Origin of the sequence: Thalassospira sp., assembly GCF_002709775.1 — a bacterium.
In the GTDB taxonomy this organism is placed as follows: domain Bacteria; phylum Pseudomonadota; class Alphaproteobacteria; order Rhodospirillales; family Thalassospiraceae; genus Thalassospira.
This window is the reverse complement of sequence record NZ_PAQR01000061.1, coordinates 38,723-55,932: the sequence shown is the minus strand read 5'-3', so window position 1 is coordinate 55,932 and position 17,210 is coordinate 38,723. Positions and strand designations below refer to the sequence as shown.

Below are 17,210 nucleotides of genomic sequence, written 5' to 3'. Positions count from 1 at the left end.
CACGGTCAAGGAACTCAAACTGACCGAGGAAAACTTGGAGATGTTTGACTTCTTCCTTGAAGAAGACATGCGTCCGGGCGAGCTGATGGAAATTCAGGAGGACGAGCGCGGATCTTACATCCTGAACTCCCGCGATCTGTGCATCATGCCGAAGCTTGAGGATTACCTGAAAATCGGTGTCGACAGCCTCAAGGTCGAAGGCCGTGGCAAAAGCCCCTATTACGCCGGCCTCGTCGCCCGCGCGTACCGCATGGCGATTGATGACTGGTACAAGGATCCGGAAAACTGGTCTGCCGAAGAATATATGAAGGAACTCTCGACCATTCCGAACCGGGGCTACACGCTGGCCTTCCATGACGGGCGCCTGACCAATTACGCGCATGGCTATGACAGCAATACCAATGTCTCGGACTGGGAATTTGCCGGTCAGATTGTCGAGGTCGAAGACAATGCCTTCATCATGACGGTGAAAAACCGCATGCTGCCGGGCGATGTGATCGAAATCGTGCCGCCGCGTTCGCGCCAGACCATTTTCATCCGCATGTATGAATTCATCGATGCCAAAACCGGCAAGGTCGGTGAAGCCGTGCACGCCAACACCCATCCCCTGATCCGCCTGCCGTTCTCGCTGTTTGAACAGGAAGACCCGGAATTCCTTAAGCGTGAAATCGTCCCGATGACGATCGTGCGTAAGGAAAAGGCGCTTTCGGAAGATGAGTGGCAGCGCCTGAAACTTGATCAGGAAGGCCACAAGATCGAAATGGGCAAGGGCAACGAAGAACGCTATGACGCCAAGCGTGATGCCCTTCAGACCGCCCTTGATGACCGCCAAAAGGAACGATCCTTCCGCACCCCGCGCGTTGGCACCAAGGGCTGCTGTGGCCGGGGCTGCAATGGCTGCCTGATCTTCTGGCACGATGAAAGCTACGCCAAGGCGCGCGAAATCCTCGCCAAACGCAAACAGGGCGAGATGCTTGAAAAAGACGGCAAGACGATTGCCGCTGAATAAGCAACCCACGCGTTACAAAACCAAAAACGGCAGCATTCGATTTCGATGCTGCCGTTTTTTTTATTGGATTCAAATCCCGGGTTACTTGATCGCCTTCTCAGCCTGTTCCTCAAGCCGGTCAATCCGGCGCAGCGCAAACCAGCCCAGCACAAGAAACACAATCAGCAAGGCCGGACTCAGCATCGCAAGGTTCTGCTCCACCAGTTCGGACATCCCTGCCCCCAGGCTATGACCAAGCCCGTAATAAAGCCCGACCCACAGCAGCACCGATGCGATGCTGAGTGGCAGGAAGCGGATGAACGACATCGAACTCATGCCGACAGGGAACACCCCGAACGAACGAACCCCGTGCGGATAACGGCACAGCAGGATATAGGCGACACCATAATGCTCAAACAGACGCAGGGTCTTGCCCATCCATTCGCCCAGTGACGTCGGAAGCTTGCGGACAATCGCATCGCCATAGCGGCGCGCCAGCCCAAAGCGCAACACATCTCCGACAAGCCCGCCGGCAATCATGGATGTCACAGCCGGGACGATCATCAGGCTTTCGGCAGCAACCAGCATCCCGGCAAAGACCGGCAGGATGCTCGATTTACTGACGCAATAGGTAAAGATCAGGATATAGACCAGATCCTGATGATCCTGAATCCACAGATTGATGGTCTCAAACACGGCAAAACCCGCCTGCACTATTGGATGGTGGTTCGCCTTCTAGGCCAAACCGGGCACGCTTGAAAGTGTGCCCGATCACAGTGGCTACCTATTTACGCCAGCTCGAACTTGATCGGCTGTGCGCCTTCCCACAGGGTCATTTTGCCGAGCTTCTCGACATCTTCGAGATTACTGGTGATGGTGATGAAATGGTTGCCGGCAAGCTGGCCGACCTTGGAGGCAAAATGCACCCCGCCATAGGCCAGCAGGATTTCGGTTTCGCTGATACCACCCGGATAAAGGATGATCTGGCCCGGGGCCGGAAAGCTGGTGTGGTTTTCGTAACCGACACCAAACTGATAATCGCCCAGCGGCATCCACACACCCTCGCCGCTCCAGCGGACATGAACCGCCTTGCTTTCAAACGGCATGCGATCAAGGAACGCCTTGCAGGTATGCGGTGCCTTTTCGATTTCGAGCACCCCGTCAAAGGTGAACGGGCCAGCGGTGATTTTGATATTCGACATAAGAATTTCCTGACTGGGCGGCGCAAGGTTGCGGCGCGCCTTACGACGCGGCGAATTTGCACCGGAATAAATGCATGCCCCAAGGGCTACACCGCCCGTCCGGAACCGTCAATCGCCTTCAAAATTGCCGTCAACTTATGCGCAAATTGCAATGCCCCATACCAAAACCTGCCAACTGAACTTATTGCAAATCCTGAACGCGGCCATTTGAGCCATTTTTTGCGTTGCGGCATTACTTCTTCGACGATCCTGCGATTGTTTCAGGACAAAACGCGCGAAAATTTCACTTGCGTGCAGATTGGAACGGGCGTAAATCCGGCCTTGCCCAAAGTCGCACGTGCCTGTGGTGGTCCTGCTTACTGGAACCCGTAGGACTTACTTAAAGCAACGACGGTGTAGGGCTTTTTTGGTCTCAGGTGGCGTCCAAATCCACCGACACTAAAGAGGCACACCATCATTGCCCACGTGCGGAACGGGAACTCCCCATTCCATAGCGAGGCAGACTTAACTTCGCAGTTCCGGTTGGCCCCGGAGCTAAACAGCAGGCAAGTAGTCCGCGTTATCGCGCCTCCACCGCGCGCACGCATCAGGTACATGCACGCTGCCATATCGTGGAATGGGAGAACGCCCCAATGGCAACTCAGCGTATTATTGATTTTCTCGCACAGAACCGTCCGGAAGGCCCGTGCCTTGTCGTTGATCTTGATGTTGTTCAGCGCAACTACGAAACCTTCACCCGTGCGCTTCCGAGCTCGCGCATCTTCTATGCCGTCAAAGCAAACCCGGCACCGGAAGTTCTGAGCCTGCTTGCCGACCTTGGCAGCAACTTTGACACCGCATCCGTCCCGGAAATCGAAATGGCGATGGCTGCTGGTGCAACCCCGGACCGCATCTCCTTTGGCAACACCATCAAAAAGGAACGCGACATTGCGCGCGCTTTTGAACTCGGTGTGCGTCTTTATGCGGTTGATTGCGTCGAAGAAGTTGAAAAAATTGCCCGTGTCGCACCGGGTGCGCAGGTTTTCTGCCGCATCCTGACCGACGGCAAAGGTGCCGAATGGCCGCTGTCGCGCAAATTCGGTTGCGCGCCTTCCATGGCACTCGAAGTTCTTGAGCATGCTCATCACATGGGCCTGGATGCCTATGGCGTGTCCTTCCACGTTGGGTCGCAGCAGTGCAACCTTGACGCATGGGACACCGCCCTTGCCGAGGCATCCTCGATCTTCCGTACCCTTGCGGACAAAGGCATTGTTCTTCGCATGGTCAATATGGGCGGGGGTTTCCCGACCCGTTACCTGCGCGACATTCCGGCGACCGAAGCATATGGTGCGGCGATTGTTGATGCGCTTCACAACCACTTTGGCAACCACATGCCCGAAACCATTATCGAACCGGGCCGTGGCATGGTTGGTGATGCCGGCGTGATCAAAGCCGAAGTCGTTCTGATTTCGCGCAAACATGCCGACGATCCGGTGCGCTGGGTTTACCTTGATATCGGTAAATTCGGTGGCCTTGCCGAAACCATGGACGAAGCGATCCGTTACCCGATCACCACCATCCATGACGGCGGCGATGTTGCACCGTGTGTTCTGGCCGGTCCGACCTGTGACTCTGCCGACGTGCTCTATGAAAAGACCCCGTATGACCTGCCGGTCTCTTTGACCATCGGTGACGAGGTTCTGATCGAAGCAACCGGTGCCTATACCACCACTTATGCATCCGTGGCGTTCAACGGCTTCTCGCCGCTTGCCGCCTATGTCATCTGACCCCATTTGGGAAAGATAGGCCAATGATCACGATTGATCGCGAAGGCGCTTATTCGCACATCGAACGCGAAAAGCTGCTTGATCGCGTAATGGGTCAGGCGCGGTTTCAGAAATCGTCTGAAATCCTGCGCCGCAACCGCCTTCCGGCGGACGGTCTGGCGTTTGTCGCCCACGACGGCAAACAGATGATCGGCACCGTCCGGTTGTGGAATGTCAATGCAGGCAATGCAGGTGATGCGTTGCTGCTCGGCCCGCTTGCCGTCGACAAGATCTATAGCGGGTCCGGCGTGGGTGCCGGTCTGGTTTATGCCGCCCTTAATGCGGCACAGGCAGCCGGTCACCGTTCGGTTCTTCTGGTGGGGGATCCGGATTACTATGCGCGCTTTGGCTTCCATGCTGCGCCTGCAAGCGGGCTTTTGATGCCCGGCCATTTTGATCGTCACCGGTTCCAGGCGATCCAACTTGGCAATGACGATGTGCTGAGTGGTTCAACCGGTATGCTTACCGCAACCGGGGCCATGATCCACTAGGACCTCGACGCTAAAAGACAAAAAAATCCCGGCCCGGGTTACCCCGGCCGGGATTTTTGTTTTTGCGGCCAATACGCTTTGCGCAGCCCGTCTGTCTTTTTCCTATTCACAGCGGCATGCCCCCGGACGTCCTTACTGCAACACCCCCTGCAGCAATCTTTCAGAAGTTCTGGACGTCATGACCCAAAGTACTGAGCTTTCGCAAGCCATTCGCACAACCCTTGCCGCACTGGATCCTGTGACGGACGATCTTCATGCCCGCCCGGACTACGTCAAGGACGAGAAACTTCGCCTTGATGCCGCGTCACTGAGTGGTTTCAAGCAAAGCCTGCTGAACTATCAATCGGTATCCGCCCCCTCGACCGATCAAACGGTCGCGCTCAGCAGCGAGGCTCAGAAAATCCTTAATCCGATTCTGGCAAGCCTGTTTGACAACTACACGGCCTTGTTTCAGATGGGTCAGCTCAACACCAGTCGCACAATCCCCCCCAAACAGGCAAAGGCCTGCAACGTCCGCATCAAGAAACTGCAGGACGCCTTGCAAATCTTGCTTGCCCGGATACACGCAGAGACAAACACAGGGACGAGTGCGGGCACAGGGACGAGTGCGGGGACAAATTCGCCATCTTCTGATGATCAAAAGCCCACAGCAAAGGCCCGCATCATGTCTCTTGAAGTCAGCGAGGCGACACGCGCGCCAAGCGGCCTGTTCTATCAAACCTACAATGAGGCTCTGTCGCTTTCGGTCCGGGCCGTCACCGACCCAGACAGCGCAGATGTCTGGAATCAGGTGACATGGACCGGTGGTGAGCCCGATCAATCAGGCATCGCCAACTGGCGAAGCGTCTCTTTGAAAACCATCACACCCGTCGGCAAGCCAATCACCCTGACCGCCAGTGCCAACGGCACCAGCCAGTCTGTCCAAATCGCCGTCGTGCCGGATCTTTTGCATTTTGATGTATCGGGCGCGATGGCAAATGGCGGGGAAAACTGGTCGTTTCAATCCGATAGCCAGGAACCTGTCATCGTGCGCGCGGTGATCAAGCCCGACAGCCCGGACGCCTATAAATGGCTGAAATGGACCGGCGGCAAAACCGATCCAAAGAACCCCGATGACCGGCGATTGCTGAGCTCTGCAGAGGCAGGAAACGCCGACAAACCGTTGCCCGTCGAAGTCGATATCAACGTGCAGTAACCCCACATAGCGGAGTTATTCCATGCCATTAAGAGCAATCTTCACCTGCATCCCGGTGCTTGACATCGATGTTGCCAATGCACAGCGCAGCAATACGCCACGGATATACACCGCCGATTACGCACTAGTCGCAGGGCCTGCCAATGTCATCACAATCCGTGCTGAAATCAATGGACCGATTGTCTGGACGGTCGTGAATGTCGACAGAACACTTAACGAAACCCCGGCCACGATGGGCTTAGCTCATCAATATTTCACACATGACGTTGACGACTACACATCCGAATGCAAAATAAACCTCAATTGCGCGGACAATGTCCGTGCCTTTGGCGGTTTTGTGAAGGTAACAGCCCAATCACGGGGACTGACAAGACACGTCTATGTTGTTGTCAAACCGCTTGTCGGTGCCAACCTGAACGTTGTCGCCAACCACTATGCCTTTGAAGGTGCCATACAGCGCGGCGGAAATACCATTGCCGGTTGGTATGCCTATAATCTTGGGGCTGTTCCCGATATGGATCCCCCCGCCAGCGAAAGAACATGCAATCTTACGGTAGACGCCCAGCCGAATACAGCGAATGCCTGTTCTCATCTTGAATGGCGTGCACGCACGGTTCCGGGAAATATTCCTGTTGCCCTGACAACGGTTGACCACAGCACGCGGGGAATCCCACTCGATCAAACGCGCGATGTCGAGGTAAGTGTTCGGCGCAAAGCGGTGACACTGGCCGAACAGCCTGTAAATGCTGCCCCCGTGACCATCCGGGTGATTGATCAACCCAATGATGTGTCTCTGAACAACAATCTGGAACTGAGCCATCAAAGCTTCGATTTTGCCGGTACTGGTCACTTTCAGGTCACACAGGAAGATCCAGCCCGCTTCAACAGGCTGTATACGCCAACATGGACCGCCGGAACGCCTTCGGCACCGCAAGGTTATGTTGCTGGCGTAGCCTTGAATCTCAATTTCGCCTTGAACACGGTTACCCTCACCAGCACCCTGAACCCGGACGCGGATACCAATATTGATCTGCGATGTACGGTCTATGTCAAAGATGCGGCAGGGAATCTTGCGCCGATTATCCGGACCATTCTGAATACCGTCATCCAGGATCCCGGGCTGCCGCCACCGCACGATCACAACCTTGGAAATATGGATTTCGGCAATCTGGAAGACCGCATAAGGTGCTATGAGCCGCTGTTAATTTTCTGGGATGTCCGCGATGCCGTCCCCGGCGGGAATGATGCCAACGACCCCGGAAACCCTTGGCTTCCCCTGCAAATGACGAGCCACCGGGTCTATGTCACCGCGCGAACGCGTGTTGCCGCGAGGAACAGTACGACTTTGAATGGCAACATCAATGCAACCGTTCTCGGTAACAACAGCGGCCTAGCCTTTACCTATGATTCCCTTTTGTACATGTCATGCAAAACAGCGGACGGAACGGACACGACAAACGCCAATGCGGTGCGCGACGCTATTTTTGGTGTCTTTCACCCTGCCAATCCCAATCCGAAAGCTGTCCGCTTAAACAGTTCAAGAGAGGCCGCGACACTACTTAGATATTGGGACCAAGCGTTGACAGGGAACCAGCCGGCCCAGTCATTGAACGGTCCTCCCAATCTTGGAGGTGGACAAACGGGTAACTTGTTTACCAACCCCCGCGGCAACATTGCCTGCGGCGTTTGGACGCAACTACTGATCGCCATGTGGGCCCTGCACGGGAACGGCAATGGGCGATGCATCAGAGTTCTCCCCAGAACCGTGGAGTATCATGGCGCAGCAGGCTATCCGAACTTCCCGGCAGACATTCCTGATCCGCCCAATCCGAACAGGGTTTATTTGCAGAACACAGTGTACGGCAGTTTCTTTCTTGTTCGCCACTGGAACTACAATAACAAGCCGGGTCAACTTGACGCCAATAACTATACCCACCAACAGCTTTTTGACCGTGGTGCGGCACCGGCCAATGGCGGCGGCAATCTCGTACGCGCGGAAGAAACCGGCTTAGATGGCCAGAACAATTCGATGCCCGCTCCTGCCTTTGGCGCTCACTATATCGTGCTCGACACTGGCAGCGGTGACTATTTTGATCCGTCCTACGGAGCACGTGCTCCCGATAGGAATCTGTGGGTTAGTAACTCAATTGCAGGCTTAACTGGACCTTTGGCTCCTTGGCGAGCAGGTTTTGTCGCTTCTGCCCCTGCACAACCGAATGGTATCGAACCAAATCTGTTTTCAGTTGCTCTGTATAACGAGGATGCAGAGGTATGGATCCCCTAAACCAACATGGACAGCACACAGTTCAGATAAAAAGGAAGTCATCATGAAGGTGAACAATATCAGCACCGTCACCCTTCCAGGCAACCAGATCACGGGTGCTGTCCGCCTGGCATCACAGGCAACAGCGACGGGGCTCTATATGTCGTCAAGCGGCCCGAACAAGGCGGCAAAGTCGGCGGGCCACCCTTTTGTCACAACCCTTGCGTCAATTGCCCTGGATGTTCAGAAGGCACTGGCACCGCAAAGAGCGCCAATATTCCAGATGCTGCCAAGTACGACCACATGGGATATCAACTTCTCAAACAGCAAGGGTGCGGTGACCTACACGAGCTCCAACGGCGGGTTCAATAACGTTTTTGTCGCAGCTGTAGCGTCCGATGGCACGCTTACGCCGGAATTCAGCTATGAGGTCGAAGATGGTAACTCACCGACCTTTCTGCGCAACACCAGTACAAATCCCGCAAAGCAAATCTATATCTCGGCGATTTTGAGCGGGTATAACCTGGCCATCATCGGCCTGCAGGAACAAGACGGCAAACAGGTCCCCGGCGTTTCCGGCCTTATCGGAACCTCCGAAGCCCCCGTCTCGGTCGGGCGAGTTTGTGGTGATTTTTCCCAAGGTTTGCCACAGACCGTCAGCCTGTTCTACAAAACCGACGAAAGGGTTGGCCCCCTGACACCGGGCATGGCTTTTCGGGGTCGCCTGTCCTTCGCCACCTTTGACACCAAAAACAACAAGCTCGGCACTCCAGTTTCATTGCTGGACGGATCGGAAATCGCCGATTTTGATCTGGCGGCAACTGGTGATTGCTATTGCCTTTTGATCAGCCTGAGCAACGGCATGCCGCTTTTGGCAACCTTTGATGCAACCGGCAAACTTACCGGTGGTCCCGATCAGCTTGCCGGTCCGTGGAACAGTGTTGGGCATTGGATCGGCAGCCCTACACTCATTCCAGACCCGACCGCGAAAAGCCCGGCATTCCGTTTCGCCTTTGTCGAGCATGATACCCAAGGCCCGATCAATATTCACACCGGCCAATGTGGCACGTAAGCCTAGCAAGGCAGCACGAAACATTTATCATTGGTCGCGTTCTAGCAGGTCTTTTCCGACAGCCAGCCGATAAACACGCCCTTCTGCTCAAGGCGTTCATGGGCAAAGCATTCCCCGCCGGGATAGGCACCACTGGCCGGGGTGAAGCGCACGACATCTTCGCCGGGCAGGATGTTGGTGGTGGCCTCAACCATTTCGGTATGGGCGGTGCCCAGACCATCGGACGGCACAAGGCAATCATAACGCCCGCCATTGCCATTGATCGTGCGTACACCGACCATGCCATGGTTCATCGGCCAGGCTTTCAGAACCGAGACCAGATCACCGGGGTTCTTGGCAAGGCAGGCGGTGATGGCCGGCATCATGTCATCGAAATAACGCGTCCAGATACCATCGCCCTCGGCTTTAAGGTCGGCCACCGACACCACCGGGAAATCGCCGGGGGCAAGTGCAAGCCGGGCGGTTTCCGCCGATAGCGGTGATACCGCGCAATGGAAATCACCCGACGGGGTCGTCCAGATCGCATCAGCGCCCTTGCCACGCAGCTCATAGATATCGTTGCCATAACCGTATCCCGACCCGGTCCGCATGATCGGCAGGACCAGCGGTTCACGCCCGGGGAATTCAACAATTGCGCGTTCCCGATCGCGATCAAAGGTGACGGCAAAGCGGCTTTGATCATCGCACACAAACAGTTCCGGGCCGGTGATCGGATCCGGGCTGCTGTTCATCTGGCTTAGCATCGCGTCAATGCGGCTGAGTGCCACCTTGCTTTGCGACAGCGCGCCGCTGATTTCATGCTCGTCAGGCTGGCTTGCGATATCGTTCACCGTTTTGGTGCCCGATGAATAGCGCCCCTGCGCGAAATCAAGTTTCAGCGTGTAATGCAGTGGCGCGTCACTTTCCGCCCCGCCGTAATTGACGCGCTTGGCATCCTCGGCAAAGCGCAGAAGCTGGCCATTGCGGTAATAGAATTTGACGTCGCTTGCTCCGTAATCGCCAAGGTCGCGATGCTCATCCACCAGAACCGGCTCGCCGTCCGGCGTGACATAGGCCTTGTAGGTCACCGTATGATCAGATGCCGAATACTGACCGGGAATAACCCGCAGATCGGTCAACCGGGTCTCAATCGCGGCAATGTCATCGGCGATATCCGAACCATCGCCGTTGCGCGCCCCGTCGCTTTGCATGCGCGGGATCTGGATGACCGTGATATCGACATCACTTGGCGCACCGCGGGTCAGGACCGGGTAGCTTTGATCATTGCGAAACAGAAGGTCGTCATTGCCATTTACGATCTTGGCTTCAAGCACGTAGCTATGGCGCGGATCGATATCATCAAGATCATAGGGCAGGATGAAGACCATCGGCGGATTGGCGACCGGTTGGCGCAGTGCAGCAACCTCAACCGATGGCGCATCTGCCTTCGATACATCCAGCAGGCGGACGACAAGGAAGGTATTGTCTGGCGAAAGCGCGATCCGTTCGCGATAGCTGACCGACCCGGTAACGCTGTTACCAGGCGATTGCAGGGCCGCACAGCCCGAAAGTATCCCGACCATGCCAAGAACAATAAACGCCCTTGCCCACATGATTGCGGCGGAAGCAGGTTTCATTTTAACCCCGGTTTGCTCGTATTTTTTGGTGGCGCATTTGTTGCGCCAGACAATGGTGACGCCAAACATACCGAAAACCAAGGCCAAAAATGGGCAAATCGGGTGCAGTGCCGCATTATTAACAACCAACGGTCGCTTTAGCCCTTAAATCGGTGGCATGGCTGCCCGGCAATATCGGTCTGGATCGACAGCAGCGCCCCTTCAAGCGCATTGCCATTCCCCTCCAGCCCGACCGAGGCCGAGGTAATATAAAGCGTTTTAAGGTCCGGACCGCCAAACACACAACTTGTCGGCTGGGTCACCGGCAGGTCAATCACCCGATCGACACTTCCATCCGGCGCAAAGCGGATCAGACATCCCCCGCCCCAGCGCGCATTCCAGATATAGCCATCCGCATCCATCGCCGATCCATCCATATTGCCGCGTTCCTGCGGGCCAAAGAACGGCTTGGGATTGGATGGCACGCCGGTTTCCATGTCAAAATCATAGACATCAAGCGTGTCCTTGATGGTATCGCCAAAGAACATCTTCGCACCATCCGCCGACCATAACAGCGTATTGGAAATCCCGATATTGCTGCCAAACCGCACGGCTTCACCATCCGCACCCACCCGGTTGAGTGTCCCGGTCGAGATGGTTACAGGCAGATCTTCGCCATTGGGACCGATATTGTTTTGCATGGTGCCGTGCCAGAACCGGCCCATCGGATCGACCCGGCTTTCGTTCGACCGGTTGCCTGCATGGTCGCTATCGGGGGCGACAAACGGTGTGGTATCGCCACTTTCGGGGTCCAGAAACGCCAGCCCGTCGGCAAGGGCGACCAGAAGCCCGTCCTTTTCACGCGGCACAATGGCCGCGACCGGCTGATCAAACTTCCAGCTGCGTGATCCCCCCTGATCGGGGCGCAGCGCATAGGCGGTCTTGCCGACAATATCGACCCAATACAGAACCCCGTCTTCGGCATCCCAATGCGGGCCTTCGCCCAGCGTACATCGCAGGTTCGGCAATACGGTTTTGACGTTGGACATGGTTTCTCCCTGATGACGATGCGGCTGTTTTTCCGCTTTGTATTTGTGTGATCATTATTATCGTGGCACACGGCCAGATACGATCACAATCTCTGATTAATAGTGCTACCCAAAATGGTCGCGCCTGAAAAGTCATTTTATATGATGATTAGATGGGCGGCGCACTTTTTTGGAATTCTGCAATCGCAACTCGGTTGCATTTGCGTCACGTAATTGATAAGCATTCTCAGACTTTACAGCGCGCTTATCTGCCGCCGATTGGCGATAGCGCAAGTGATCCATCCCCGGCGCATGAGTTTCTTTCCATGTTCGATCTGACAGACGTCGCGTTCAAAAGCGATGGCAAAAAGCCAAAGACATTGCTTGAAGGCATCACGGTCAGCTTCCCGACCGGGGCGTTCAGCGCAATTGTCGGCCATAACGGATCGGGCAAAAGCACGCTGATCAAGCTTCTGGCGCGCAAAAACAAACCGGCATCCGGGGCGATCGCACTTGATGGGCAAGACCTTGCCAACCATGGCACGCGCGACTTCGCGCGCAAGGTTGCCTACCTTCCGCAAAACCCGGTTGTGCCGCCGCACTTAAGCGTGCGCGAACTGGTGGCCTTTGGTCGATATCCCTGGCGCGGCGCCTTTGGCCGCTATCGCGACGAGGATCATGCCAAGATTGATCAGGCAATGGAACTGACCCACGTCACCGGATTTTCGGATCGTCTGGTCGCAAGCCTTTCCGGTGGGGAACGCCAGCGCGTCTGGCTTGCCATGTTGCTGGCACAGGATGCCCCTGTGCTGCTGCTGGATGAACCGACCTCGGCCCTTGATGTCGGCCATCAACGCGACATTTTGCAACTGGTCGCCAACCTTAAGGATCAGAACAATCTGACCGTCATAGCCGTTTTGCACGACATCGACATGGTCGGGCGGTTTGCCGATCACATTCTGGCACTGCGGGGTGGCAAGACCTGCTGGCAGGGAACGCCACGCGATTTCATGCATGGCGAAACCCTGCGCGACATTTTCCAGACCGACATCGATGTCATCCATCTTGCCGATCATGACCGCTTTGTCAGCTACGTTGCCTGACGCGCCAATCAGCCACCATTTCAACAGGGATCAGGGAAATCATGATGTTTACGCCTTGGATGGGTCGCACGTTTGCGGGCCTTGCAATCGCCACCGGAACCGCCATCGCGTCCCTTGCCTCCCTGCCTGTCCTGGCCGAGGAAACCTTTACCCATGAAATGGGTGAAGTCACTCTTGAAACCACTCCGACCCGCTTTGCCGTTTCTAACTGGGCCCTGACCGAAAGCCTGATCGCACTTGGCATTGACCCGGTCGCAATCCCCGAAGCCGAAGGGTACCGTGCCTGGGTGGTGGAACCGGCACTGCCCGAAAGTTTCACCGATCTTGGCACCCGTCGCGAACCGAATTTCGAGGCGCTCCGCGAAGCGAAACCGGACGCTATCCTGATCAGTACCGATGTCGCCATGGCCCTTGAAAAGCTGTCCGGCTATGCACCGACACTGGTTTATTCAATCTACAATACCGGAAGCGACGAACCGGCAATTGACCGCGCCGAGGCGCTTCTGCGCAATGTCGCCAAACTGGCGGGCAAAGCCGATACGGCCGAAGACGTCATTGCATCGGTCAATGCCCGGATTGAGGCCGCGGCCAAGCGCATTCGCGATCATGTCGGCGATGATGCCAAATTCGCCGTCGTGCGCATTCTTGATGAATCGCATTTCCGCATTCATGGCAAGACGTCGCTATTTGGCTCTGTCCTTGGTCGCATGGGCTTTGCCAATGCCTGGGATGGCGAAGTCAATGGCTGGGCGTTTCGTAATGGCGATCTGTCGGACCTTGCCAAGATGGGCGATGTGCAGTTTGCCTATATCGAACCGGTCGCCCCGACCACGCGCGAAAGCCTGTTTAACTCTGCGATCTGGAAGGCCATGCCGTTTGCACGCAACGGCAATGTTCATGCCATCCCGGCAAGCTGGACCTTTGGCGGGGTGTTGTCGGCTGCACGCTTTGCCGAATTGCTCGCCGATGCAGTTACCGGCGCTGACACCACCGCAAGCGGTTCGTAAGGGAACCCCGGCATGAATATTCTGCGTGCGCTTGTCTGCCCGGTTTTGCTCTGCGCTGCCATTATCGCAACTTCCATTTCACCGGCTTTGGCCGACCCGATCGAGATCGAACATGAGCGCGGCATTCTGCGTCTTGATGGCCCGGCCAAACGGGTTGCCACCATCAACTGGTCGTTTACCGAAAGTGTGATTGCCCTTGGCCTTGACCCGGTGGCGATTGCCGACCCACAAGATTACGTCGACTGGGTTGCCAAGCCTGATCTGCCCGAAAGCTTCGTTGATCTTGGTCAGCGCGCATCGCCCAATCTTGAAGCCCTTCGCGCATCAAAGCCCGACCTGATTATCAGCGTTCCCGATATCGGCATGGCGTACGAGAAACTGGCCGAAATCGCGCCGGTTCTGGAACTGCGTTTGTTTGACGGCAAGACCCCGGCCTTTGAAACCGCCCGTGAGGTTTTTGGCAAGATCGCCAAGGCCACCGGGCGCGAGGCAGAGGCCCAAGCCTATCTCGCTGATGTCGATCAGAAGATGATCGATTATGGCAAGCGGATCAAAACCGCCATCGGCCCGGATCAGAAGATCAACGTTGTTTTCTTCTTTGATGAAAGCAATGTCGGCATCTTTGCCGATATCTCGCTCCCCGGCTCGGTGATGACGGCGATGAATGTGCCGATTGCCTATGACGGCGAAGTCAACAAATGGGGCTTTGGCCGTGGCGGGCTCGAAATCCTTGCGCCCTATGCCAAGGAAACGCTGGTCTATACCAACCCGGTGCCCGATGTGGTCCTCGATAAGCTTCTGAATTCGCCGATGTGGAAGGTGATGGATTTCACCCGCAACAACCGGGTGTATGAATTGCCCGTTGTCTGGGCCTATGGCGGGGTGCCATCCGCCCTTCGCTTTGCGCGCCTTCTGACCGAGACGATTGAAAGCGGCCCGCAACAATGAGCACCGCGACCGCGCGCAATGCAGACCTTCGGGGGACACTGTCCCTTCCAGCCGTCCTGACCGGCATTCTGGGCGTTTTGGCCCTTGCCGTACTGGTCATTGATTTCTGGCCCTATCTTGCCAGTGGCAACATCTCGCAGGCCCTGTTCAGCCCGGATGAAACCGATTTCGATCAGATCCTGTTTCATTTCAGCACCCTGCCCCGTGTTGCCATGGCGTTTTTGTGTGGGGCTGGGTTGGCGCTTGCCGGGGCTGCGATCCAGACGGTTTTGCGCAACCCGCTGGCATCACCGACCACCCTTGGCGTCGGCGCGGGTGTTGAATTCGCCCTGACCCTGTTTGTCCTGCTGGCACCAGCATCGCTTGCCATATTTCAGGAGGCCTTTGCCCTTGCCGGGGGTCTGATTGCGCTGGGTGCCGTCTATCTGATTGCGGCCAATCGCGGCAATGCGACGCTGTGGCTTATTCTCGCCGGGATGATCGTCAATCTGCTGTTGCAGTCAGGATCGCAGATCATCTTGCTATTTAACGAGCAATATCTGCAATCGATCTTCATGTGGGGGGCCGGTGATCTGGCCCAGAATGGCTGGGACGACACCGAATTTGTCTGGCCGCGTGTCCTGACTGGCATGATTGCCATTCTCGCCCTGTCGCGCCCGCTTGATCTTCTCGCCCTTGGCGATGACACGGCAAGTTCGCTTGGCGCCAAGGTCACGGTCCTGCGCCTTTTGATCCTGGGCTTGGCAGTCTTTATCACCGCCTCGGTGATTTCGGCAGCCGGCATGATCGGCTTTGTCGGCTTGGCCATCCCGGCTGCCCTTCGCATTGCCGGACTGTCGCGGTCGCGCGATTTGATGATCTATTCGGTTTTCACCGGCGGCTTTGCACTTCTGATCGTCGATTTTCTCGTGCGTCAGTTTAATACACTTGGTGGAGATCCCCTGCCAACCGGGGCGGCAACGGCCCTGTTTGGCGCGCCGTTCATCATCTTCATGCTGCTCAAGGCGCGCATCATGCCGGGCAACCAAAACGATGATCAACATAGCGATCAACAGATCGTCTCGAAAACCACCCTTTCGATTGCGCTTGCCGCCAGCCTTGTGATCGGTGTCGTGTTTTCCCTGTTAGTCTCGCTGGATGGCAGCGGCTTTGTCATTCTGCGCTGGCAGGACAGCAGCCTTGATATCCTGATCGGCCGGTCTGAGCGCACCTTCGCCGCGATGATTTGCGGTGCGGCCCTGGCCGTCTCAGGCACACTCATTCAACGCGTCGGGCGCAACCCGCTGGCAAGCCCGGAAATCACCGGGGTCAGCTCGGCCACCGCACTCGCCATGATCCTCGCTCTCGCCGTATTTGGCTTCGGGCAGCGTGCGGAACTGATGGTGATCGGGGCTGCGGGCGGGATTGCATCGCTTTTCGTCTTGCTCGCCCTTTGCCGCAAATTCACCCATGCGCCGCATTACATGTTGCTGAATGGCCTCGCCATGACCGCCATTCTGGGCGCGATGGTACGTATTGTCCTGACCCGAAGCGGCACACAGACATCGATGCTGATGTCCTGGCTGGCTGGTACGACCTATTTCACCAATATGAACGAGGTGATGATTGTCGCCGGTGTCACCGGTATTCTTCTGGTGGTGGCAATTGCCCTTCGTCGTCCACTTGAACTGGCGTCATTGGGTACGGATCAGTCGATCTCGCTCGGGCTTGGTATTTCGGGTTTCCAGTTTGCCATGATGCTGCTCGCTGCCATTCTGGCTGCCAGTGCAACCCTTCTGGTCGGACCGCTTAGTTTCGTCGGTCTGATGGCCCCGCATCTGGCCCGCGTCGCGGGCTATCGCCTTGCCGGCGGGCATCTGCTCGGTGCTGTTCTGATCGGAGTCAATGTCATGATGGTTGCCGAATGGCTGGCGCGCAACATGATCTATCCGGCCCAACTCCCAACCGGCCTGATCGCCGCCCTGATCGGCACGGGTTATTTCCTGATTTTGGCCGCCCGCAAACGCTAGGCCGGGCAAACGCCGTTAGTCTTTTGAAACCGCCGCCCAATTGCGCGCCAGATCAAAGGCGTGATCAAGGTTGTCGGTGCGTTTGACCGCAAAGGGCAGCATGCGGGCAAAGTTGCTGTCCTCGGCATCCTCGTGCGCGTCTTCATGGTCATGATCATCATCGCCGTGATGATGACCTTCATCGACACGGATCAGACCCTTGGCAAAGACATCCAGCCGATCGCGGTTGCGCTTGAACCATGCGGCAGCCTGTTTGCGGATTTCGTGATCCTGATTGATAAAGCCCGCCACCCGAAAGATCAGAATGGCCGGTTCGCTGCGTTCGGCCAGCGCATCAAGGGCGGCGATATAGGCCCTTCCATCCGCGTCACTTTGCTGGTCAATCATTTCAAACAGAACGATGTCGGTTTCTGGTGTTGAGGATCGGAACATCTCGCATTCTCCGTACGCGATTGGCCCGGCGGGAGGTCCACCGGGCCAGTAATCGTCTCAATGTGTCAGGCC

At 56.4% G+C, this 17,210-nt stretch carries 15 protein-coding genes; 10 read left to right on the top strand and 5 right to left on the bottom strand.

What is annotated here, in order from left to right; all coding sequences use genetic code 11:
- On the top strand, nucleotides 1-1,009 hold a 1,009-nt coding region (locus CMO10_RS18560), incomplete at its 5' end, for a U32 family peptidase (RefSeq protein ID WP_297024821.1).
- 81 nt (nucleotides 1,010-1,090) lie between these two features.
- On the opposite strand, the gene CMO10_RS18555 is transcribed toward CMO10_RS18560, so the two are convergent.
- Nucleotides 1,091-1,684: a DedA family protein gene (locus CMO10_RS18555; RefSeq protein ID WP_297024820.1), complete on the bottom strand. Its 594-nt coding sequence runs from the start codon at nucleotides 1,682-1,684 to the stop codon at nucleotides 1,091-1,093.
- Nucleotides 1,685-1,776: 92 nt separating this feature from the next.
- Nucleotides 1,777-2,190 (bottom strand): DUF3830 family protein, encoded by a 414-nt coding sequence (locus CMO10_RS18550; RefSeq protein WP_044829557.1) that lies wholly within the window; start codon nucleotides 2,188-2,190, stop codon nucleotides 1,777-1,779.
- A gap of 632 nt (nucleotides 2,191-2,822) precedes the next feature.
- Between CMO10_RS18550 and CMO10_RS18545 the strand changes: the two genes are divergently transcribed.
- The 5 genes from CMO10_RS18545 to CMO10_RS18525 all read left to right on the top strand — a co-directional run bounded on the left by CMO10_RS18545 (nucleotide 2,823) and on the right by CMO10_RS18525 (nucleotide 9,016).
- On the top strand, nucleotides 2,823-3,956 hold the full coding sequence (locus CMO10_RS18545) for a type III PLP-dependent enzyme (RefSeq protein WP_297024819.1): 1,134 nt from the start codon (nucleotides 2,823-2,825) through the stop codon (nucleotides 3,954-3,956).
- A 23-nt stretch (nucleotides 3,957-3,979) separates the two neighbouring features.
- The gene (locus tag CMO10_RS18540) at nucleotides 3,980-4,486 is read left to right on the top strand and encodes a GNAT family N-acetyltransferase (protein WP_297024818.1); all 507 of its coding nucleotides are present in this window, start codon (nucleotides 3,980-3,982) and stop codon (nucleotides 4,484-4,486) included.
- A 178-nt stretch (nucleotides 4,487-4,664) separates the two neighbouring features.
- On the top strand, nucleotides 4,665-5,681 hold the full coding sequence (locus CMO10_RS18535; protein WP_297024817.1) for a hypothetical protein: 1,017 nt from the start codon (nucleotides 4,665-4,667) through the stop codon (nucleotides 5,679-5,681).
- 22 nt (nucleotides 5,682-5,703) lie between these two features.
- Nucleotides 5,704-7,965: a hypothetical protein gene (locus tag CMO10_RS18530; protein ID WP_297024816.1), complete on the top strand. Its 2,262-nt coding sequence runs from the start codon at nucleotides 5,704-5,706 to the stop codon at nucleotides 7,963-7,965.
- Between the two features lie 43 nt (nucleotides 7,966-8,008).
- Entirely contained in the window at nucleotides 8,009-9,016 is a 1,008-nt protein-coding gene (locus tag CMO10_RS18525) for a hypothetical protein (protein WP_297024815.1), read from the top strand.
- A 41-nt stretch (nucleotides 9,017-9,057) separates the two neighbouring features.
- On the opposite strand, the gene CMO10_RS18520 is transcribed toward CMO10_RS18525, so the two are convergent.
- Both CMO10_RS18520 and CMO10_RS18515 read right to left on the bottom strand, forming a co-directional pair.
- Nucleotides 9,058-10,632, bottom strand: a complete 1,575-nt coding sequence (locus tag CMO10_RS18520) for a YbaY family lipoprotein (protein ID WP_297024814.1) — start codon at nucleotides 10,630-10,632, stop codon at nucleotides 9,058-9,060.
- A gap of 137 nt (nucleotides 10,633-10,769) precedes the next feature.
- Nucleotides 10,770-11,660, bottom strand: a complete 891-nt coding sequence (locus tag CMO10_RS18515; RefSeq protein ID WP_297024813.1) for an SMP-30/gluconolactonase/LRE family protein — start codon at nucleotides 11,658-11,660, stop codon at nucleotides 10,770-10,772.
- A 305-nt stretch (nucleotides 11,661-11,965) separates the two neighbouring features.
- Here CMO10_RS18515 and CMO10_RS18510 point away from each other — a divergent pair, with 305 nt between their 5' ends.
- Genes CMO10_RS18510 through fhuB form a run of 4 tightly spaced genes read left to right on the top strand, consistent with a single transcriptional unit; the run spans nucleotide 11,966 to nucleotide 16,706 of the window.
- A complete protein-coding gene (locus CMO10_RS18510; protein WP_297024812.1) occupies nucleotides 11,966-12,742 on the top strand; it encodes an ABC transporter ATP-binding protein in 777 nt (258 codons plus the stop codon).
- A gap of 41 nt (nucleotides 12,743-12,783) precedes the next feature.
- A complete protein-coding gene (locus CMO10_RS18505) occupies nucleotides 12,784-13,749 on the top strand; it encodes an iron-siderophore ABC transporter substrate-binding protein (RefSeq protein ID WP_297024811.1) in 966 nt (321 codons plus the stop codon).
- A gap of 12 nt (nucleotides 13,750-13,761) precedes the next feature.
- The gene (locus CMO10_RS18500) at nucleotides 13,762-14,697 is read left to right on the top strand and encodes an ABC transporter substrate-binding protein (protein ID WP_297024810.1); all 936 of its coding nucleotides are present in this window, start codon (nucleotides 13,762-13,764) and stop codon (nucleotides 14,695-14,697) included.
- The gene (gene fhuB, locus CMO10_RS18495; protein ID WP_297024809.1) at nucleotides 14,694-16,706 is read left to right on the top strand and encodes a Fe(3+)-hydroxamate ABC transporter permease FhuB; all 2,013 of its coding nucleotides are present in this window, start codon (nucleotides 14,694-14,696) and stop codon (nucleotides 16,704-16,706) included. The genes CMO10_RS18500 and fhuB overlap by 4 nt, the downstream gene beginning before the upstream one ends.
- A gap of 15 nt (nucleotides 16,707-16,721) precedes the next feature.
- Here the strand turns inward: fhuB and CMO10_RS18490 are convergent, their stop codons facing one another.
- On the bottom strand, nucleotides 16,722-17,138 hold the full coding sequence (locus CMO10_RS18490; protein WP_297024808.1) for a hypothetical protein: 417 nt from the start codon (nucleotides 17,136-17,138) through the stop codon (nucleotides 16,722-16,724).
- Nucleotides 17,139-17,210 lie beyond the last annotated feature (72 nt).